The following is a 15,787-nucleotide window of genomic DNA, read 5'->3' as shown; positions in this document are numbered from 1 at the left end:
GCCGAAATCCGACGATAAGGAACAGGGTAAATGCTTCAAACAGGGTGATGGCGACCGCACCGACCGCGGAGATATAGCCGGTGCGCAGCTTCATGGCGAACCAGCGTGTCTCGATGATGACATAATAGAGGATGCTCGCGACGACCAGCCCGATGCCGCCTATATGGGTGGCGGGCCACGCCGTGCGGACCAGGGCGACGCCGGTGCCCAGCCCCAGCGCGAATACGCCGGTGGGATAGCATTGCGCGTAAAAGGGCGCCCTGAGCGTATTGCGGTCGATCGGCAGGCCACGCCGGCGCACCATCCTTGTGGCGGTGAACAGGGAAAAGGACGCAAAGACGACCAGCCGCAGCACCAGCGCGCTGGCATCGTCATTGACCAGCGCGCCCAGCCCGTGCCGGTCGGCAACGATCGCATCAACCTGCCCCAGCGTCAGCGAAACCACATGCGCCATCAGCAGCGCAATCGCCAGGAACAGCGGCGGGCTGAGCGCTGCGCCATATTGCTGGTCGTCGGGCAGAGCCAGCTGATCGTCGGCATAGTCCATCATCGCAAAGGGATGGACGATCGAACGCCATAGCGTCAGCGGAAAGAAGAGCAGCCAGCTCATGACTTCGTAGAGAAGCTCGTCGAGCGAGTTGATCCATTTCATGAAATCCATGGCGCATCATCGGACAAAGCCGGTGCGCAGGGCAATCCCCTTACAGCATGGAAATATTAGCCCTCCACCGTCACATGCTCCATCCGCGGTAGCGACTTCACCCGCGCCCGGACTCGTGCAACGTCCGCGCCCGGCGCCAGGCTGATGATCGACGCATGGGCATGCGGGCCGATGCGCCAGACATGCAGGTCACAGATGGTCGCGCCCTCGGCCTCCACCAGCGTCCGCACTCTCGCCATCAGCGCCGGTTCCGCCGTATCCAGCAGGATCGCGGCGGTATCCTTCATCAGCCCCCAGGCCCAGCGCGCGATCACCACCGCGCCCAGCAGCCCAACCGCCGGGTCCATCCACCGCCAGCCCAGATAGCGCCCCGCCAGCAGCGCCGCGATCGCCAGTACCGACGTCAGCGCATCGGTCAGCACATGCACATAGGCGGCGCGCAGATTATTGTCGGCATGGCTATGTTTGGCGCCATGAGCATGATCATGCCCATGATCGCTATGGCCATGATCATGGCTATGGTCATGGCCCAGCAGGAATGCGCTGATGATGTTGATGACCAGCCCGACGACGGCCACCAGCGTCGCCTCGCCAAAGGCAACCTCGACCGGCTGGAAGAACCGCATCCCCGATTCGATCGCGATGAACAGCGCCATCACGCCCAGCAGCAGGGCAGAGGCAAAGCCGGACAGATCGCCCACCTTGCCCGTCCCGAACGTGTAGCGCGGGTTGCGCGCGTGCCGCCGGGCATAAGCATAGGCCGCCGCCGCCACGGCCAGAGCGCCCGCATGCGTCGCCATATGAAAGCCGTCTGCCAGCAGCGCCATCGATCCGGTGGTCCATCCCGCGACGATCTCCACCACCATGGTCGCGGCGGTCAGCCATACGACCCACAGGGTGCGCTTCGCATTCTCGTCATGCCCGGCGGACAGATAGATATGGTCGAAATAATGGCTGTCCTCGCCCTCCATGGACGCCGCGTCGAGCGTTGGGGCAGGGGCGTGGTCATGACTGTGATCGTCATGCCGGTGATCGTGGCCGTCGTGCATCGTCATTTCCCGTAGCGGCGGATCAGCGCCAGCATTTCCTCGCTTGCGGCGCTGCGCTCGGCATCGGTCAGGCCCGGTCGGGCGACATGCTCGCGCATATGCTGCTCGATCAGTTCCTCCATCAGGCTGCTGACTGCGCCGCGCACCGACGCCACCAGTTGCAGCGTTTCGGAACAGTCGGCGTCCACCGTCAACTGGCGGTCCACCGCGGCAATCTGTCCCGCGATACGGCGCACCCGCGCCAGCAACTTGTCCCGATCGGCGACGATATTCATAGGGTACCCCCCTATACTATTTGGGAGATGTTTACCAGGGCCTCCTGCACCAGCCCCCGTTCGTTTCGAGCGCAGTCGAGAAACGCCGCGCAGGTTTCTCGATTGCGCTCGAAACCAACGGATCAAGCTATGGTCATTTTGTGCTGAACAGGTCCGCTATCTTCAATCGCTTCCCCAAAAACCATACCGCCGCGCCATTTGGGTCATGGCCTTGCCGCACAGCCTCCCCTAACAGGATCGCATGACCAACCGGGTGGAATGCGATCTGGCGATCCTTGGCGGCGGCCTGGCGGGCAGCCTGATCGCGCTCGCCTTCGCCGCCCGGCGGCCCGATGTGCGGCTGGCGCTGGTGGAACGCGACGCCGGGATTGGCGGCAACCATATCTGGTCCTTTTTCGATGGCGATGTGTCGCCCGGCGACCGCTGGCTGGTCGATCCCTTGATTAGCCATCGCTGGCCGCAGGGGCATGATGTCCGCTTTCCCGGCCACCATCGGCAACTCGACACCCCCTATAACAGCATCGCCTCGCCCCGGCTCGACGCGCATATCCGCGCCGTGCTGGGCGACGCCGTGCTGACGGGGGCAGATGTGGTGTCGGTGACGCCCGATGCGGTCATGCTGGCCGACGGGTTGGAAATTACCGCAGGCGCGGTGATCGATGTGCGCGGGGCGGGCGACCTGTCGGCGCTGCGCTGTGGCTGGCAGAAGTTCGTGGGCCATACGCTGCGGCTCGATGCGCCGCACGGGATCGACCGGCCCGTCATCATGGATGCGAGTGTGGAGCAGATTGACGGGTATCGCTTCGTCTATCTGCTGCCCTGGGACGCCCGCACCATCTTCATCGAAGACACATATTACAGCAACAGCCCGGCGCTGGATGTCGCCAGCATCGGCACGCGGATCGCGGCCTATGCGCAGGCAAAGGGCTGGCACGGCACGGTCGTCCACCGCGAACAGGGTGTGCTGCCGGTTGTCCATGGCGGCGATTTCGACAGCTATTGGCCAGCGCATGATCCGGTCGCCCGCGCCGGTGTGCGGGCCGGGCTGTTTCAGCCCATGACCGGCTATTCGCTGCCTGATGCCGTCCGCTTCGCCACCTGGCTCGTGGATCAGCCGCTCGATCGTCTGGCCATGGTCACCCGCGCCCGCGCCGCCGCCCATTGGCGCGCTGGCGGCTATTATCGCCTGCTCGGCAAGATGCTGTTCGGCGCGGCCCGGCCCGACCAGCGCTGGCGCATCTTCGCCCGCTTCTACCGCCTGTCCGCGCCGCTGATCCAGCGCTTCTACGCCGGGCGCTCCACCCTGACCGACCGCATCCGCATCTTGTGCGGACGCCCCCCCGTGCCCATAAGGGATGCCATGCGAACATTGTTGAATCCGCCCGCCTGATGACCAGAAAAGCGATCGTCATCGGCGCAGGCTTTGGCGGCCTCGCGCTCGCCATCCGCCTGCAATCCGCCGGCATGGACACCATTTTGGTGGAGGCGCGTGACCGTCCCGGTGGCCGCGCCTATATGTGGGAAAAGGACGGCTTCACCTTCGACGCCGGGCCGACCGTCATCACCGATCCCGATTGCCTGTCGGAACTGTGGCGCCTGTCGGGGCATGACATGGCGCAGGACGTGACGCTGATGCCGGTCAGCCCCTTCTACCGCCTCAACTGGCGCGACGGCACCAATTTCGATTACAGCAATGACGAAGCGTCGCTGCGCACGGAAATCGCCAAGCTCGATCCCGCCGACGTCGCCGGCTATGAACGCTTCCTCGATTATGCCGCCGGGGTGTATGAGGAGGGGTATCGCAAGCTCGGCTCGGTCGCCTTTCTCGACTTCGCCTCGATGATCAAGGCCGCGCCCGCGCTCGCCAAATATCAGGCCTGGCGGTCGGTCTATTCGATCGTTTCTTCCTATGTGAAGAATGACAAGCTGCGCGAGGCGCTGTCCTTCCATACGCTGCTGGTCGGCGGCAATCCGATGAACACCAGCGCCATCTATGCGCTGATCCACAAGCTGGAAAAGGATGGCGGCGTCTGGTTCGCGAAGGGCGGGACCAATCGTCTTGTGCAGGCCATGGCGACCCATTTCGAACGGCTGGGCGGTACGTTGCGGCTGGGTGACAAGGTGACCCGGATCGAAACCCAGGGTGACAGGATCACCGCCGTACATACAGCGTCGGGCTGGCGCGGGGAGGCGGATGCTGTCGCCAGCAACGCCGACCTGATGCACAGCTATCGCGATCTGCTGGCCCACCATCCGCGCGGGGCAAAGCAGGGGGAAAAGCTGGCGCAAAAGCGCTGGTCGCCCAGCCTGTTCGTGCTGCATTTCGGGATCAAGGGCAGCTGGCCCGGCATCCCGCATCATATGATCCTGTTCGGGCCGCGCTATAAGGGGTTGCTGACGGACATCTACGATCATGGCGTGCTGCCGGAAGATTTCTCGCTCTATCTGCACCATCCGACCGTGACCGATCCGTCGATGGCGCCCGACGGTCATTCGACCTTCTATGCGCTCGCCCCGGTGCCGCACATGGGCAAGCTGCCGATCGACTGGGATCAGTTCGCCCCCGCCTATGCCGACCGGATATTGGACGAAATCCAGCATCGCCTGATCCCCGACATCCGGTCGCGCATCGTCACCCAGTTCCATTATGCGCCGTCCGATTTCGGCCGCGATCTGAACGCCCATCTGGGCAGCGCCTTCAGCCTGGAACCCTTGCTGACGCAGAGCGCCTGGTTCCGCGCGCATAATCGTGACGATGTGATTCCCAACCTGTATCTGGTAGGGGCAGGCACGCATCCGGGCGCTGGCATCCCCGGCGTCGTCGGCAGCGCGAAGGCGACAGCGGCATTGATGATAGAGGATCTGGCCGCATTAGGCTAAGTATCTGAATTATATCGATATTTTCACGATGCCATATGGTGAATATGGGAAGAGTATGAATAGATTGGCCGTATATTGCGGATCAGCCACCCCCGCCGATCCGATCTTCATCGAAGCCGCCCGCCATGTCGGACGCACCCTCGCCGCCCGTGGAATCGGCGTCGTCTATGGTGGTGGACGCCTCGGCCTGATGGGCGCTGTGGCTGACGCGGCGCTGGAGGCTGGCGGCGAGGTGATTGGCGTGATCCCCGACGCCCTTGTCGGCGCGGAAGTGGCCCATCGCGGCTGCACGCAGCTGCACGTCGTCCAGACCATGCACCAGCGCAAACAGCTCTTTACCGACCTGTCGGACGGCTTCGTCACCCTGCCCGGGGGGGTAGGGACGATGGACGAATTGTGGGAGGCGATCAGCTGGTCGCAGCTGGGCTATCATCAAAAGCCGGTCGGCCTCCTCAATGTCGGCGGCTTTTACGACCAGCTGATCGGCTTCAACCGGCAGATGGTGGCGGCAGGCTTCATCCGCGCCCAGCATGCGGGCATCCTGCTGCATGCCGACAGCATAGACGCCCTGCTCGATACCATGGCCGCCTATCAGCCCCACGAAACGATCTTCGCGATGAAGGCGGAGCGGCTCTGACGGGTTCGCCACATCTCGACCGTCCCGCCCTCGTCGCCCATGCGCAGGCGAGCATAGCGCGCGGCTCCAAATCCTTCGCCATGGCCTCTACCCTGTTCGACCGGGTAACCCGTGAACGGGCCTGGCTGCTCTACGCCTGGTGCCGCAAGTGCGACGACATCGCCGACGGACAGGACCATGGCGGCACGCTCACCGGCGTAAGCGACGGGCAGGCGCGATTGTCGACCATCCGCGTCATGACCGACATGGCGCTGCGCGGTGAGGCGACCGGCGATCCGGCCTTTGACGGCTTTGGCGTGGTGATGCGCGAATGCGCCATTCCGGCCCGCTATGCCCACGACCTGATAGAGGGGTTCGCGCTCGACGCGCGTGACTGGAGGCCGCGCAGTCAGGACGATATGCTGCGCTACTGCTATCATGTCGCAGGCGCTGTCGGTTGCATGATGGCGGTGTTGATGGGGGTCGATCCGGCCGATCAGGCGACGCTGGACCGCGCCTGCGATCTGGGGCTGGCGTTTCAACTGGCGAACATCGCCCGCGACATCAGCGAGGATGAAGCCGCCGACCGCTGCTACCTGCCGCAGGAGTGGCTCGCGGAAATGGATATTCCGCCCGGCGAGCATATGAAGCCATGGGTCCGCTCGCGCCTTGCCCTATTGGGCAAGCGTATGGCCGACATGGCCGCCGCCTATGAACAAAGCGCGCGCCACGGCACCGGCGCATTGCCGCCGCGCGCGGCATGGGCTGTGCTGGCCGCAGCGGGCATTTATGGCGACATTGCGCGGGAGGTCGCCAGGCGGGGCGAACAGGCATGGGACCATCGCGTCGTCACGCCCAAATCCGACAAGCTGCTGTGGGTCATGCGATCCGGCTGGCAGGTGATTGGCCGCGCGCGCCGCTGGCCCGCAACAACGCCGCGCCCGGCCGGCCTGTGGACCCGCCCCACCGCCTGACGCCTCCCCTCACGCGCCAAAAAAAAGGACCGATGCTTTCGCATCGGCCCGAGGCATGTTCGCAGGAGGAACAATGTGGGGCGGGCGGGCCTTGTCGCGTTCGGGCGGCCCGCCCTGCCAAGTCTTACATATTGTAGGCGCGCTCGCCGTGCTCGCCGAGGTCGAGACCTTCCAGTTCGACTTCCTGGCTGACACGCAGGCCGGTGACTGCCTTGGCGATGAAGATGGCGACCACGGTGCCGATGGCGGCCCAGACAATCGTCACACCGACCGCATAAAGCTGGACCAGCAGCTTGTCGAAGATCACATAATCTTCCGCGCCGGGGCCACCAAAGGCAGGCGAGTAGACGATCGCGGTGCCGATGGCGCCGATCATGCCGCCAACGCCGTGGATGCCGAATGCATCCAGCGAGTCGTCATAGCCAAGCTTGGGCTTGATGACGGTCACGGCATAGAAGCAGATGATCGAAGCGACAGCGCCCAGGATGATGGCACCGAACGGGCCGGAGTTGCCAGCGGCTGGCGTAACGGCGACCAGGCCGGCGATGATGCCCGAACAGAAGCCCAGAGCCGAACCCTTGTGGCCGTTCAGCTTTTCAGCAAGCATCCAGAAGAGGCCGGCCGACGCCGTGGCGACGAAGGTGTTGATCATGGCGAGAGCCGCCGAACCATTGGCTTCGAGAGCCGAACCGGCGTTGAAGCCGAACCAGCCAACCCACAGCAGGCCAGTGCCAACGCCGGTCAGCGTCAGCGAGTGGGGAGCCATGGGCTCCTTGGGAAAGCCGATGCGCTTGCCGAGGATGATGCAGGCTACCAGAGCCGAAACGCCCGCATTGATGTGGACGACGGTGCCGCCCGCAAAGTCGAGCGCGCCGAGCTTGAAGAAATAGCCGCTCGCTGCCCAGACCATGTGCGCGATCGGGAAATATACGATCGTCAGCCAAACGGCGGCAAAGACCATCACGGCCGAGAATTTGATGCGCTCGACCACCGAACCCAGCACCAGCGCCACGGTGATCGCGGCAAAGGTCATCTGGAAACAGACGAACACATATTCGGGGATTTCGACACCCGCCGTGAACGTCGCGGCCTGCGACGCCGGGGTAATCCCCTTCAGGAACGCCTTGTCAAAGGTCGAAATGAAGTTGGACAGGCCGCTGGTATAGTCCGGCCCGAATGCCATGGAATAGCCGTACATCACCCAGATCAGCATCGCGAGGCAGGCCGCCGCGCCGATCTGCGTCATGACCGACAGCATGTTCTTCGTGCGAACGAGGCCGCCGTAGAACAGCGCCAGGCCCGGCAGGATCATCGCCAGAACCAAGACGGTCGACATCATCATCCAGGCCGTATCGCCCTTGTCGACGGTCGCGGCAGGTGCCGCCGCATCCTGTGCCCAAGCGGGCAGAGCGGTGAAGAGCGACAGCCCGGCTGCCCCCGCAACCCCGCAAAGTTTCTTGGAAAAGGTCATTATTTCCCCCTTCTTACAGCGCGGTTTCGCCGGTCTCGCCGGTGCGGATGCGCACGGCCTGACCGACATCGAGGACGAAGATCTTGCCATCGCCGATGGCACCCGAATTGGCGGCCGCTTGGGTCGCTTCCACGACGCGCGGCGCAAGGTCGTCGTCGCAGACGACCTCGATCTTGATCTTCGGGACCATGTTGGTGGAATATTCGGCGCCGCGATAGATTTCGGTCTGCCCCTTCTGGCGGCCGAAGCCCTTTACTTCGCTGACCGTCATACCTGCGATGCCGAGCGAGGAGAGTGCCTCGCGGACATCGTCAAGCTTGAACGGCTTGATGATAGCCATGACAAGTTTCATGTCGCCCCCTGTTACTGGTTTGCAGGGGACTACTCAGCAAGAGGCGTGCCAATTTGTTAAACACGCGTTAATGCGGGCTTATGGCGCGATGATGCGAAGGGCAGCGCCAAAAAAATGGGCAGCCATCTATTGATGCTTAAAAAATAGGCAGCGTCAGCCTACCATTGCCCGCCTTCCGTAGCGGCATCGGCCTCTTCCGGCCGCGTTTCCCGGCCCAGTGCGGCATTGCGATGCGGGAAACGGCCGAAGCGGGCGATGATTGCATGATGCTGGCGGGCAAAATCCATCGATCGCTCATCGCCTGTACCTTCGAACAGGCTCAACGACAGTTCCTGATCTTCCAGCGCCTCGCTGTGCTGAAATGGCATGTAGAAGAAGAGCCGTCCGGCCCCGCCGATCTGGATGTCATAGCCATGGGCAATCGCCCCCCGCGCCACGTCCCGCGCCAGCGCGTCGGTGGCAAATGCCTCCGCCGATCCGCGGAACATGTTGCGCGGCAACTGATCGAACAGGATCACGGCGGCCAGCGCATCGTCGGCGCGGTCAAGGAAAGCGTCGGCAGGCAGCGCCTTCTTTTCGGCCCATAAAGGCTGAAATCGCGTCTGGCACTGATGATCAAGCGCAGGGTCATGGCTGTACCAGCCTGTTTCCCCGACCTGGTTGAACCAGAAGTCGAGCAAGGCCGCCGCCCAATCGGCAGTAACCGCTTCGTGGCTGTCGGTCAGCATGTTCATAGGGCCTATACTCACGACCCTCCCGACCGGTTCCGCCTTCCGTAGCGGCAAAGCGTCAGGTCGCCGTGCCGCCGACCGTCAGTCCCTCCAACAGCAAGGTCGGCTGACCAACCCCGGCAGGCACGCTCTGCCCGCCCTTGCCGCACATGCCGATGCCTTCGTCCAGCGCCCAGTCGTTGCCGATGCCGACCACCTTGGTCAGCGCGGTTGGGCCATCGCCGATCAGCGTTGCCCCCTTGATCGGATCGCCCAGCTTGCCATTCTCGACCCGGTACGCCTCGGTGCAGGAAAAAACGAATTTGCCCGACACGATGTCGACCTGACCGCCGCCAAAGCTTTTGGCGAAGATGCCGGACTTCATGCGCGACAACAATTCTTCCGGGTCGTCATTGCCGCCCTTGATGAAGGTGTTGGTCATGCGCGGCATAGGGCCATGGGCATAGCTTTCGCGGCGACCGTTGCCGGTGGGCTCAACCCCCATCAGCCGCGCGTTGAGCCGGTCCTGCATGTAACCGCGCAATATGCCATCCTCGATCAGGATATTCTCGCGCGTCGGGGTGCCTTCGTCATCGATGGATAGCGAACCGCGACGGTTGGCAATCGCGCCGTCATCGACGACGGTGACGCCGGGCGCGGCGACGCGCTCGCCAATGCGACCGGAAAAGGCGCTGGTCCCCTTACGGTTGAAGTCGCCTTCCAGCCCGTGGCCGATCGCTTCATGCACCAGCACGCCGGGCCAACCGGGACCGAGCAGCACGGTCATCTCGCCAGCGGGCGCAGCGACGGAGCGGAGATTGACCTGCGCCTGCGCCAGAGCCTCGTCGATGGCGCGATTCCAGACGGCAGGTTCCATCACCTGATCATAGAGATAGCGCCCGCCAATGCCGAAGCTGCCGGTTTCGCGGCGACCATCCTCTTCCAGGATCAGCGAGACGTTAAGCCGCACCAGCGGGCGGATGTCGGTGGCGGTAAAGCCGTCAGCGCGGACGATCTCAATCACCGACCAGCTTCCGGCCAGACTGACCGACACCTGCGCGACGCGCGGGTCGCGCGCGCGGGCAGCCGCGTCGATCGCGGCGCATAGCGTCACCTTCTCGGCAAAGGGGACGATCTCCAGCGGATTGGCGTCGGTATAGAGATGGCGGTTGGTGTGCTGGGGCGGCGGCGCGGGGGGAGCGGTTGCGGGATCGAGCAGGGTCAGCGTCTGGGCCGCTTTGCGGATAGCGGCCTCGCTGATGTCATTGGCATGGGCAAAGCCCGTCATTTCGCCCGATACGCCGCGCAGGCCGAACCCGGCATCCGTCGAATAATCGGCGGTTTTCAGCCGCCCATCGTCAAAGCCGAAACTCTCGCTCGCGCGATATTGCAGGTAAAGTTCGCCATCGTCGCAGCTTTTGAGCGCATCGGCGGTCAGGCGGCGTGCGCCGTCGGGATCAAGCAGGCCCGGGCGATAGAGAAGGCCACGGGCGTCGGTAAATTGGGCGGTCGGATCGGTCATGTCCCCGATATAGGGGCGACAGTAGCCAGGCCCAAAGGAAAAGTTAGAGGCTGGCGCCCGAAGCGATATCGGGCTTGCTGCCGATGTCGCCGGTGTCGGCGATGCTGCCGATTAGTACGAAGCGCCGATCGCAATAACCGCAATCGACATAACCATGTTCGTCGATTTCGAGAAACACGCGCGGATGGCCGAGCGCTGCGGGAATGTCGCCTGAACCGTCGCAGGAGACGCGGGATTTGGAGACTCGGATGATTTCAGGCGGCTGGATCATGATCGCGGACCTAGCAGCGGCGGCGCTGCGCTGCAATATGTGGTGAGCGCTTACATCAGCGGCAGGCGGGGTCTTTTGCAGGGCTGACCCTTGCTATCCTGCACGGCCTTGGCAGCGGGCCTCCAGTCGGCGCAATCGCTCGCCACCATCACCGCAAAGGGGGACAGCATCAGCAGGGCAGGCGCGATGGTGCCGCCAATAAGAGCTGCGAAAGGCATGGCCCGATGGTGCCGCAGTGATACTTGCTACAGGATGAACGATACGCAGGCGGTTTGATTGATGGTGCCCTCGCTTGCGCGAAACCAGTAGGGCAAAACTGGTGGGCGATGACGGGCTCGAACCGCCGACATTCTCGGTGTAAACGAGACGCTCTACCAACTGAGCTAATCGCCCGCTCCTGCGGAGAAGCGTCTATCTAGGGAAAAATGCCGGGGCGTCAAGCCGGGAGTCAGGCAGTGAGCAGTCGGCGGCTGGCGCCGAACCAGCGTGTCAGCGCTTCGGCGGCCTCATTGGCCAGTGCGATAAAGATGCGTCGGCCATCATGGGGATCGGCCTGCCGTTCGACCAGCCCCTTGTCGGTCAGCGTGCGAATCCAGCGCAAGGCGGTGGTCGGCGGCACGGCGGCGGCGATGCACAGGCTGGAAACGGAGACGCGCTCATGCTCCAGCCTGGCGGCCAGCAGGTCGAGCAGCATGTCCCAGGCCGGATCGGCAAACAGGTCGCCGGGCAGGAAATCGGCGCGAATGCGGCGTGCGCGCAGCAGGTCGCGGACCTGGGTGGCGCTGATCGGCGGAGCGTCCGGGCTGGCGACTTCGCTGCCGATCGGCGCGATCGCAGGCATACCGATATAATCGCTCGCCCGGTCCGCGATGCGCGGACCAAGATCGAAACTGGGCGCGGCGACGCCGCGCGGGCGCTGGGTCATAGCCTCGATCGTGCGGGCGAGGCGCCCGACCTCTTCGCTCAATTGCTGCAGGCGGGTGCTTTCGCCTTCGCGGGTGATTTCGTGCAATTTCTGGCCGGCGCTTTCATGCTTGGCAGCGGCCAGCAGGGCAGCGGCGACATCGGTCTGGTCGGGGTTGCACAACAACTGGGTGCGGGGATTGCGGACGCAGGCATAGGCAAGGTCCAGCGTTTCGATGCCCGCCAGCAGGATGATGGCCATGCCATTCTGGATTGCGACGGTTTCCAACTGGACGATCAGGTGATCAAGCGTCGGGTCTGGTCGCGGACAGAAGAGCATGACGATGTCGCAACCAACCTGGATGTCGAGCCTGAGCGGCGCGTCGGCCAGTGATACAATGTCGAGCAGACGCAGGCCCGCTGCCCGCGCCAATGCGACAGCCTCGTCCCCCCAAGCATCATCGGCGACGACCAGCAGACCGGGCCGTTCATCGCGTGCGCCGAACGGGGCGTCATAGTCGGGGGTAAAGGGGTCGACCGTCATCGCGTGGCTCCTGTGCCTGTTCTGTTCTGCACCTTATCGTTCCGACGCCGGGATGCAGCCCCTGCTTTCTCCGCAATGGAGGAAGGCGTCGGGGACTGATCGGCCGGACCTGATCATTGGTTCCATATTCTCGCCATTATGGGGCTTTGGCTTGACGAGATTTGCATCCGAAATGGAGTCATCTGGTACGATCACACCGCCGTGGCGCGGGCGAAGGCGATGTAGAGTGTGCGCAGTCGCATCGCGACCGGGCCGGGGGTGCCGGTGCCGATGGTCTGGCCGTCGATGGTGACGACCGACTGGCACAGGGTCGAGGCGCTGGTGATGAACGCTTCTTTCGCGGCCAGCGCTTCTGCGACGCTGAAAGGGCGGCGGATGACGGCCAGACCGCTTTCGACGGCCAGCGCGGTCAGCGCGTCGCCGGTGCAGCCTGCCAGCACCGCCTGGCTGTAGGGGCGGGTGACGATGCCTTCGCCGGTGACGATGAAGGCGGTGGAGGACGCGCCTTCGGTCACGAAGCCGTCCTCGACCAGCCAGGCTTCCTGTGCGCCCGCGTCGCGCGCGGCCTGTTTGGCCATCGCCTGCGCCAGCAATCCGGTGCTTTTGATGTCGCGCCGTTTCCAGCGCAGGTCGGGCATCGTGGCAACCGCGATGCCGGTCGTGACGGCAGGGACATGGAGAATGGGTTTGTCCTGCACGAACAGGAACAGGGTCGGCGCGGTATCGGGCGACGGCAGGAAGTCGCGCGTTGCGTCCGCGCCACGGGTCAGCTGAAGATAGACGAGACCTTCATTCAGCGCGTTGCGGGCGACGAGCTGCTTTTGCACCGCCTCAATTTCGGCAAGGTTTATGGGCAGGGCGATGCCAAGCGCGGCGGCGGAACGTTGCAGTCGGGCGAGATGGCTGGCGCTGTCGATCAGCTTGCCATCGATGACCGCCGCGACCTCATAAATGCCATCGGCAAACAGGAAGCCGCGGTCCAGCGGTGAGATCCGCGCGTCTGCAAGCGGTAGAAAAGCACCGTTGAGATAGGCGATCGACATGAAGCGGGGCATTTCCTTAGGCGATGAGACCCCTGCTTTTGCCGGTCGGGCGGGCAGGGTCAAGCGGCTTGGCGTCGCATATCACGCTGTTGCGGCGGGAAGGGCGGACGCGGAACTTCGCTAAATTCGCCCATATCGCGCATGGGAAATTGACGCAAAGTCGGTCGTCCGCCGGTGCGGGCAGGGGGTGGGGTGGACGATGAAAAGGAGCCGGGTGTGAATATATCAGGAGCGGATAGTGTAGGACAGCGGACCGATTTTGTGCGTCATTGACGCATGCGCCAATGGCGCATATATTGCTACCATGAGCCGTTTGCAAACCGTCGTGGAATTGCCTGAATTTCTGCGACGGGCCAAAGCGATCCTGTCCGATGAGGAGCGCGCCGCGCTGGTGAACTATATCGCGGCCAACCCGGAAGCAGGCGTCTCTCTGGGCGGCGGGTTGCGCAAGGTTCGCATCGCCCGCGCAGGCGGCGGTAAAAGTGGGGGATACCGGACTATCCACCTATTCGGCGGCGGGCATGTGCCGATCTTTCTGATCACGCTGTTCGCCAAGAATGAAAAGGATAATTTGAGCCGTGCCGAGCAGGCGGAACTGGTCGCGCTGGGCAAGGCTCTGCTGGCTTTTTATGGAGACAGGCAATGAGCGCCTATGAAACGATCCGTCAGGGATTGGACGAAGCACTGGCCTTTGCGCAGGGACAGGATGTGGACGCGCGGGTGCATCAGGTAGCGGTGCGCGATGTCGATGTTGCGGCGATCCGGGCCAGCACCGGCCTGTCGCAAGGGGCGTTCGCGCGCAGCATCGGCGTCGCGCGTGGCACATTGCTCAACTGGGAACAGGGCCGTCGCCGCCCCACCGGCCCGGCGCAAGTGCTGCTGGCGATGATCGCCAAGCGGCCTTCGCTGGTGGAGGAGTTGTTGGGGTGAATTAAGCCGCCTTGCCCTGCAACGCTTTCTGCCGCCGCCGTTGTACCGATGAGCCTATGCCCATCGCCTCACGATATTTCGCCACGGTGCGCCGCGCTATGTCCATGCCTTTGGCGCGCAGCAGGTCGACCAGCGTGTCGTCGGACAGGATGGCATGGGGTTCTTCGGCGGCGATCAGCGCCTTGATATGGCTTTTGACTGCCTCAGCCGAGACCGCACCGTCGCCTTCGGCATTGGCGACGCCGCTCGTGAAGAAATATTTGAGCTCGAACTGGCCGCGCGGACAGGACAGATATTTGTTCGACGTCACCCGGCTGACGGTGGATTCGTGCATTGCGATGGCGTCCGCGACGGTGCGCAGCGTCAGCGGTTTGAGGTGCGCGACGCCCTTGCGGAAAAAATCCTCCTGACAACGGACGATTTCGCTGGCCACCTTGATGATCGTTTTCTGGCGCTGGTCCAGTGCCTTCACCAGCCAGTTGGCGCTGGCCAGGCAATCGGCGAGCCATGCCTTGGCGCTCTTGTCCTGTTTGCCCGACGCCAGTTCGACATAATAATTGCGGTTGATGAGGACGCGGGGCAGCGTGGCGCTGTTAATCTCGATCGCCCAGCCGTCCGCGGTAGGCCGCACGAACAGGTCTGGCGTGACGGGCGCGGCGCGATCGCTGGAAAAGCGCAGACCGGGCTTTGGGTCATAGCTGCGCAGTTCGCGGATCATGTCCGCCATATCCTCTTCATCCACGCCGCAGATACGGCGCAACTGGGGCAGCGCGCCGCGCGCCAGCAGATCCAGATTGGCGAGCAGTCGCGCCATGCAGGGATCGTGGCGGTCGGCTTCCTTGGCTTGCAGCGCCAGACATTCGGATAGCGACCGCGCGCCAACCCCGGTGGGGTCGAAGCCATGGATGACGCCCAGCACCCGTTCCACCTCGCACAGCGGCAGGCCGAGCGCATGGGCGGTTTCCAGAAGATTGGCCTCCAGATAGCCCGCCGGGTCGATCTGGCCGATCAGTTGGCCAGCGACGATCAGGTCCATGCCCGACAAAGCGGCGCGGGCCTGATCCATCAGATGTTCCTGAAGGCTGGGTTCGGGATTGGCGAAACTGTCGAAATCTACCGCTTCGCCGCTGCCGCCCGTCAGCGCGTCCATGCCGCTGCCGGAGGCGCTACTCGTGCCATGGGCGCTGGCCATGCGATCGCCGGGGCCATCGTCGATAAAGGTTTCGGCACCATAATCGACGTCGAGCGGGGAATCGCTGGCGCCCAGTCCCTGACCGATCAGATCGTCGCTCGACCCGGTTTCGGCGGCAAGCGCGGGGCGTTCCACATCCCGGTCTATGCCATCGGGCGCGGGCAGGTCGTCGGGCGCGCTGCCACTGTCGAGCAGCGGATTTTTCTCCAGCTCACCAGCGACGAACGCATCGATCTCCAGATTGGAAAGCGCCAGCAGCTTGATCGCCTGCTGGAGCTGCGGCGTCATCACCAGCGACTGGCTTTGCCGGATGTCGAGGCGTGGACCGAGCGCCATCAGACCATAGCTGCGTCATGAATGGGAGTGCGCGCCGCCATCATGTCAAAGCGAGGCT

The 15,787-nt window shown here is 63.8% G+C and carries 18 protein-coding genes and 1 tRNA gene; 6 read left to right on the top strand and 13 right to left on the bottom strand.

Annotation, left to right across the window (positions count from 1 at the left end; all coding sequences use genetic code 11):
* The 3 genes from SX1_RS23120 to SX1_RS20100 all read right to left on the bottom strand — a co-directional run.
* A partial coding sequence (locus SX1_RS23120) for a hypothetical protein (protein WP_019054519.1) occupies positions 1 to 661 on the bottom strand: 661 nt, incomplete at its 3' end.
* 56 nt (positions 662 to 717) lie between these two features.
* Complete coding sequence (gene dmeF / locus SX1_RS20105; protein ID WP_026149988.1) at positions 718 to 1,716, bottom strand: CDF family Co(II)/Ni(II) efflux transporter DmeF; 999 nt, start codon at positions 1,714 to 1,716, stop codon at positions 718 to 720.
* Positions 1,713 to 1,985 carry a metal/formaldehyde-sensitive transcriptional repressor gene (locus tag SX1_RS20100; protein WP_019054517.1) on the bottom strand — a complete coding sequence of 91 codons (273 nt, stop codon included), beginning with the start codon at positions 1,983 to 1,985 and terminating at the stop codon, positions 1,713 to 1,715. Before SX1_RS20100 ends, dmeF begins: the two co-directional genes overlap by 4 nt.
* A 241-nt stretch (positions 1,986 to 2,226) precedes the next feature.
* Between SX1_RS20100 and crtY the strand changes: the two genes are divergently transcribed.
* The 4 genes from crtY to SX1_RS20080 are packed head-to-tail and all read left to right on the top strand — an operon-like array spanning position 2,227 to position 6,455.
* Entirely contained in the window at positions 2,227 to 3,375 is a 1,149-nt protein-coding gene (gene crtY / locus SX1_RS20095) for a lycopene beta-cyclase CrtY (protein ID WP_019054516.1), read from the top strand.
* Positions 3,375 to 4,865 carry a phytoene desaturase gene (locus tag SX1_RS20090; RefSeq protein WP_019054515.1) on the top strand — a complete coding sequence of 497 codons (1,491 nt, stop codon included), beginning with the start codon at positions 3,375 to 3,377 and terminating at the stop codon, positions 4,863 to 4,865. Before crtY ends, SX1_RS20090 begins: the two co-directional genes overlap by 1 nt.
* A gap of 55 nt (positions 4,866 to 4,920) precedes the next feature.
* Positions 4,921 to 5,502 carry an LOG family protein gene (locus SX1_RS20085; protein WP_019054514.1) on the top strand — a complete coding sequence of 194 codons (582 nt, stop codon included), beginning with the start codon at positions 4,921 to 4,923 and terminating at the stop codon, positions 5,500 to 5,502.
* A 53-nt stretch (positions 5,503 to 5,555) separates the two neighbouring features.
* Entirely contained in the window at positions 5,556 to 6,455 is a 900-nt protein-coding gene (locus tag SX1_RS20080; RefSeq protein ID WP_255209812.1) for a phytoene/squalene synthase family protein, read from the top strand.
* Positions 6,456 to 6,579: 124 nt separating this feature from the next.
* Here the strand turns inward: SX1_RS20080 and SX1_RS20075 are convergent, their stop codons facing one another.
* The 9 genes from SX1_RS20075 to SX1_RS20035 form a co-directional block, all read right to left on the bottom strand.
* Positions 6,580 to 7,926, bottom strand: a complete 1,347-nt coding sequence (locus SX1_RS20075) for an ammonium transporter (protein ID WP_019054512.1) — start codon at positions 7,924 to 7,926, stop codon at positions 6,580 to 6,582.
* A gap of 13 nt (positions 7,927 to 7,939) precedes the next feature.
* Entirely contained in the window at positions 7,940 to 8,278 is a 339-nt protein-coding gene (locus tag SX1_RS20070; RefSeq protein ID WP_004209785.1) for a P-II family nitrogen regulator, read from the bottom strand.
* Between the two features lie 158 nt (positions 8,279 to 8,436).
* On the bottom strand, positions 8,437 to 9,012 hold the full coding sequence (locus SX1_RS20065; protein WP_026149987.1) for a DUF924 family protein: 576 nt from the start codon (positions 9,010 to 9,012) through the stop codon (positions 8,437 to 8,439).
* A 55-nt stretch (positions 9,013 to 9,067) separates the two neighbouring features.
* Positions 9,068 to 10,510, bottom strand: a complete 1,443-nt coding sequence (tldD, locus tag SX1_RS20060; protein WP_019054510.1) for a metalloprotease TldD — start codon at positions 10,508 to 10,510, stop codon at positions 9,068 to 9,070.
* 43 nt (positions 10,511 to 10,553) lie between these two features.
* Positions 10,554 to 10,781, bottom strand: coding sequence for a zinc-finger domain-containing protein (locus SX1_RS20055; RefSeq protein ID WP_017183784.1), 228 nt, complete (start codon positions 10,779 to 10,781; stop codon positions 10,554 to 10,556).
* Positions 10,782 to 10,831: 50 nt separating this feature from the next.
* The gene (locus tag SX1_RS24580) at positions 10,832 to 10,999 is read right to left on the bottom strand and encodes a hypothetical protein (protein WP_019054509.1); all 168 of its coding nucleotides are present in this window, start codon (positions 10,997 to 10,999) and stop codon (positions 10,832 to 10,834) included.
* A 99-nt stretch (positions 11,000 to 11,098) separates the two neighbouring features.
* Positions 11,099 to 11,174: transfer RNA gene (locus SX1_RS20045), tRNA-Val, on the bottom strand.
* 55 nt (positions 11,175 to 11,229) lie between these two features.
* Positions 11,230 to 12,228, bottom strand: a complete 999-nt coding sequence (locus SX1_RS20040; RefSeq protein WP_019054508.1) for a MarR family transcriptional regulator — start codon at positions 12,226 to 12,228, stop codon at positions 11,230 to 11,232.
* Between the two features lie 191 nt (positions 12,229 to 12,419).
* Positions 12,420 to 13,271: a D-amino-acid transaminase gene (locus tag SX1_RS20035; protein WP_026149986.1), complete on the bottom strand. Its 852-nt coding sequence runs from the start codon at positions 13,269 to 13,271 to the stop codon at positions 12,420 to 12,422.
* A gap of 304 nt (positions 13,272 to 13,575) precedes the next feature.
* Between SX1_RS20035 and SX1_RS20030 the strand changes: the two genes are divergently transcribed.
* Together SX1_RS20030 and SX1_RS20025 are read left to right on the top strand one after the other, a co-directional pair.
* The gene (locus SX1_RS20030; RefSeq protein ID WP_019054506.1) at positions 13,576 to 13,917 is read left to right on the top strand and encodes a type II toxin-antitoxin system RelE/ParE family toxin; all 342 of its coding nucleotides are present in this window, start codon (positions 13,576 to 13,578) and stop codon (positions 13,915 to 13,917) included.
* Positions 13,914 to 14,201 (top strand): helix-turn-helix domain-containing protein, encoded by a 288-nt coding sequence (locus SX1_RS20025; protein ID WP_017183790.1) that lies wholly within the window; start codon positions 13,914 to 13,916, stop codon positions 14,199 to 14,201. The genes SX1_RS20030 and SX1_RS20025 overlap by 4 nt, the downstream gene beginning before the upstream one ends.
* Before the next feature lies 1 nt (position 14,202).
* On the opposite strand, the gene rpoN is transcribed toward SX1_RS20025, so the two are convergent.
* Positions 14,203 to 15,729: an RNA polymerase factor sigma-54 gene (rpoN, locus tag SX1_RS20020; protein WP_019054505.1), complete on the bottom strand. Its 1,527-nt coding sequence runs from the start codon at positions 15,727 to 15,729 to the stop codon at positions 14,203 to 14,205.
* Between the last annotated feature and the right edge of the window lie 58 nt (positions 15,730 to 15,787).

This window comes from Sphingobium xenophagum NBRC 107872 (assembly GCF_000367345.1).
GTDB classification, from domain to species: Bacteria; Pseudomonadota; Alphaproteobacteria; order Sphingomonadales; family Sphingomonadaceae; genus Sphingobium; species Sphingobium xenophagum.
The sequence above is the reverse complement of the archived record's forward strand: the minus strand, read 5'-3'. Positions and strand labels throughout refer to the sequence as shown.

Bases quoted from the DNA above. Each gene is read 5' to 3' on its own strand.
- dmeF (WP_026149988.1), bottom strand. From the start codon at position 1,716: ATGACGATGCACGACGGCCACGATCACCGGCATGACGATCACAGTCAT.
- SX1_RS20100 (WP_019054517.1), bottom strand. From the start codon at position 1,985: ATGAATATCGTCGCCGATCGGGACAAGTTGCTGGCGCGGGTGCGCCGT.
- crtY (WP_019054516.1), top strand. From the start codon at position 2,227: ATGACCAACCGGGTGGAATGCGATCTGGCGATCCTTGGCGGCGGCCTG.
- SX1_RS20090 (WP_019054515.1), top strand. From the start codon at position 3,375: ATGACCAGAAAAGCGATCGTCATCGGCGCAGGCTTTGGCGGCCTCGCG.
- SX1_RS20085 (WP_019054514.1), top strand. From the start codon at position 4,921: ATGAATAGATTGGCCGTATATTGCGGATCAGCCACCCCCGCCGATCCG.
- SX1_RS20075 (WP_019054512.1), bottom strand. From the start codon at position 7,926: ATGACCTTTTCCAAGAAACTTTGCGGGGTTGCGGGGGCAGCCGGGCTG.
- SX1_RS20070 (WP_004209785.1), bottom strand. From the start codon at position 8,278: ATGAAACTTGTCATGGCTATCATCAAGCCGTTCAAGCTTGACGATGTC.
- SX1_RS20065 (WP_026149987.1), bottom strand. From the start codon at position 9,012: ATGAACATGCTGACCGACAGCCACGAAGCGGTTACTGCCGATTGGGCG.
- tldD (WP_019054510.1), bottom strand. From the start codon at position 10,510: ATGACCGATCCGACCGCCCAATTTACCGACGCCCGTGGCCTTCTCTAT.
- SX1_RS20055 (WP_017183784.1), bottom strand. From the start codon at position 10,781: ATGATCCAGCCGCCTGAAATCATCCGAGTCTCCAAATCCCGCGTCTCC.
- SX1_RS24580 (WP_019054509.1), bottom strand. From the start codon at position 10,999: ATGCCTTTCGCAGCTCTTATTGGCGGCACCATCGCGCCTGCCCTGCTG.
- SX1_RS20040 (WP_019054508.1), bottom strand. From the start codon at position 12,228: ATGACGGTCGACCCCTTTACCCCCGACTATGACGCCCCGTTCGGCGCA.
- SX1_RS20035 (WP_026149986.1), bottom strand. From the start codon at position 13,271: ATGTCGATCGCCTATCTCAACGGTGCTTTTCTACCGCTTGCAGACGCG.
- SX1_RS20030 (WP_019054506.1), top strand. From the start codon at position 13,576: ATGAGCCGTTTGCAAACCGTCGTGGAATTGCCTGAATTTCTGCGACGG.
- SX1_RS20025 (WP_017183790.1), top strand. From the start codon at position 13,914: ATGAGCGCCTATGAAACGATCCGTCAGGGATTGGACGAAGCACTGGCC.
- rpoN (WP_019054505.1), bottom strand. From the start codon at position 15,729: ATGGCGCTCGGTCCACGCCTCGACATCCGGCAAAGCCAGTCGCTGGTG.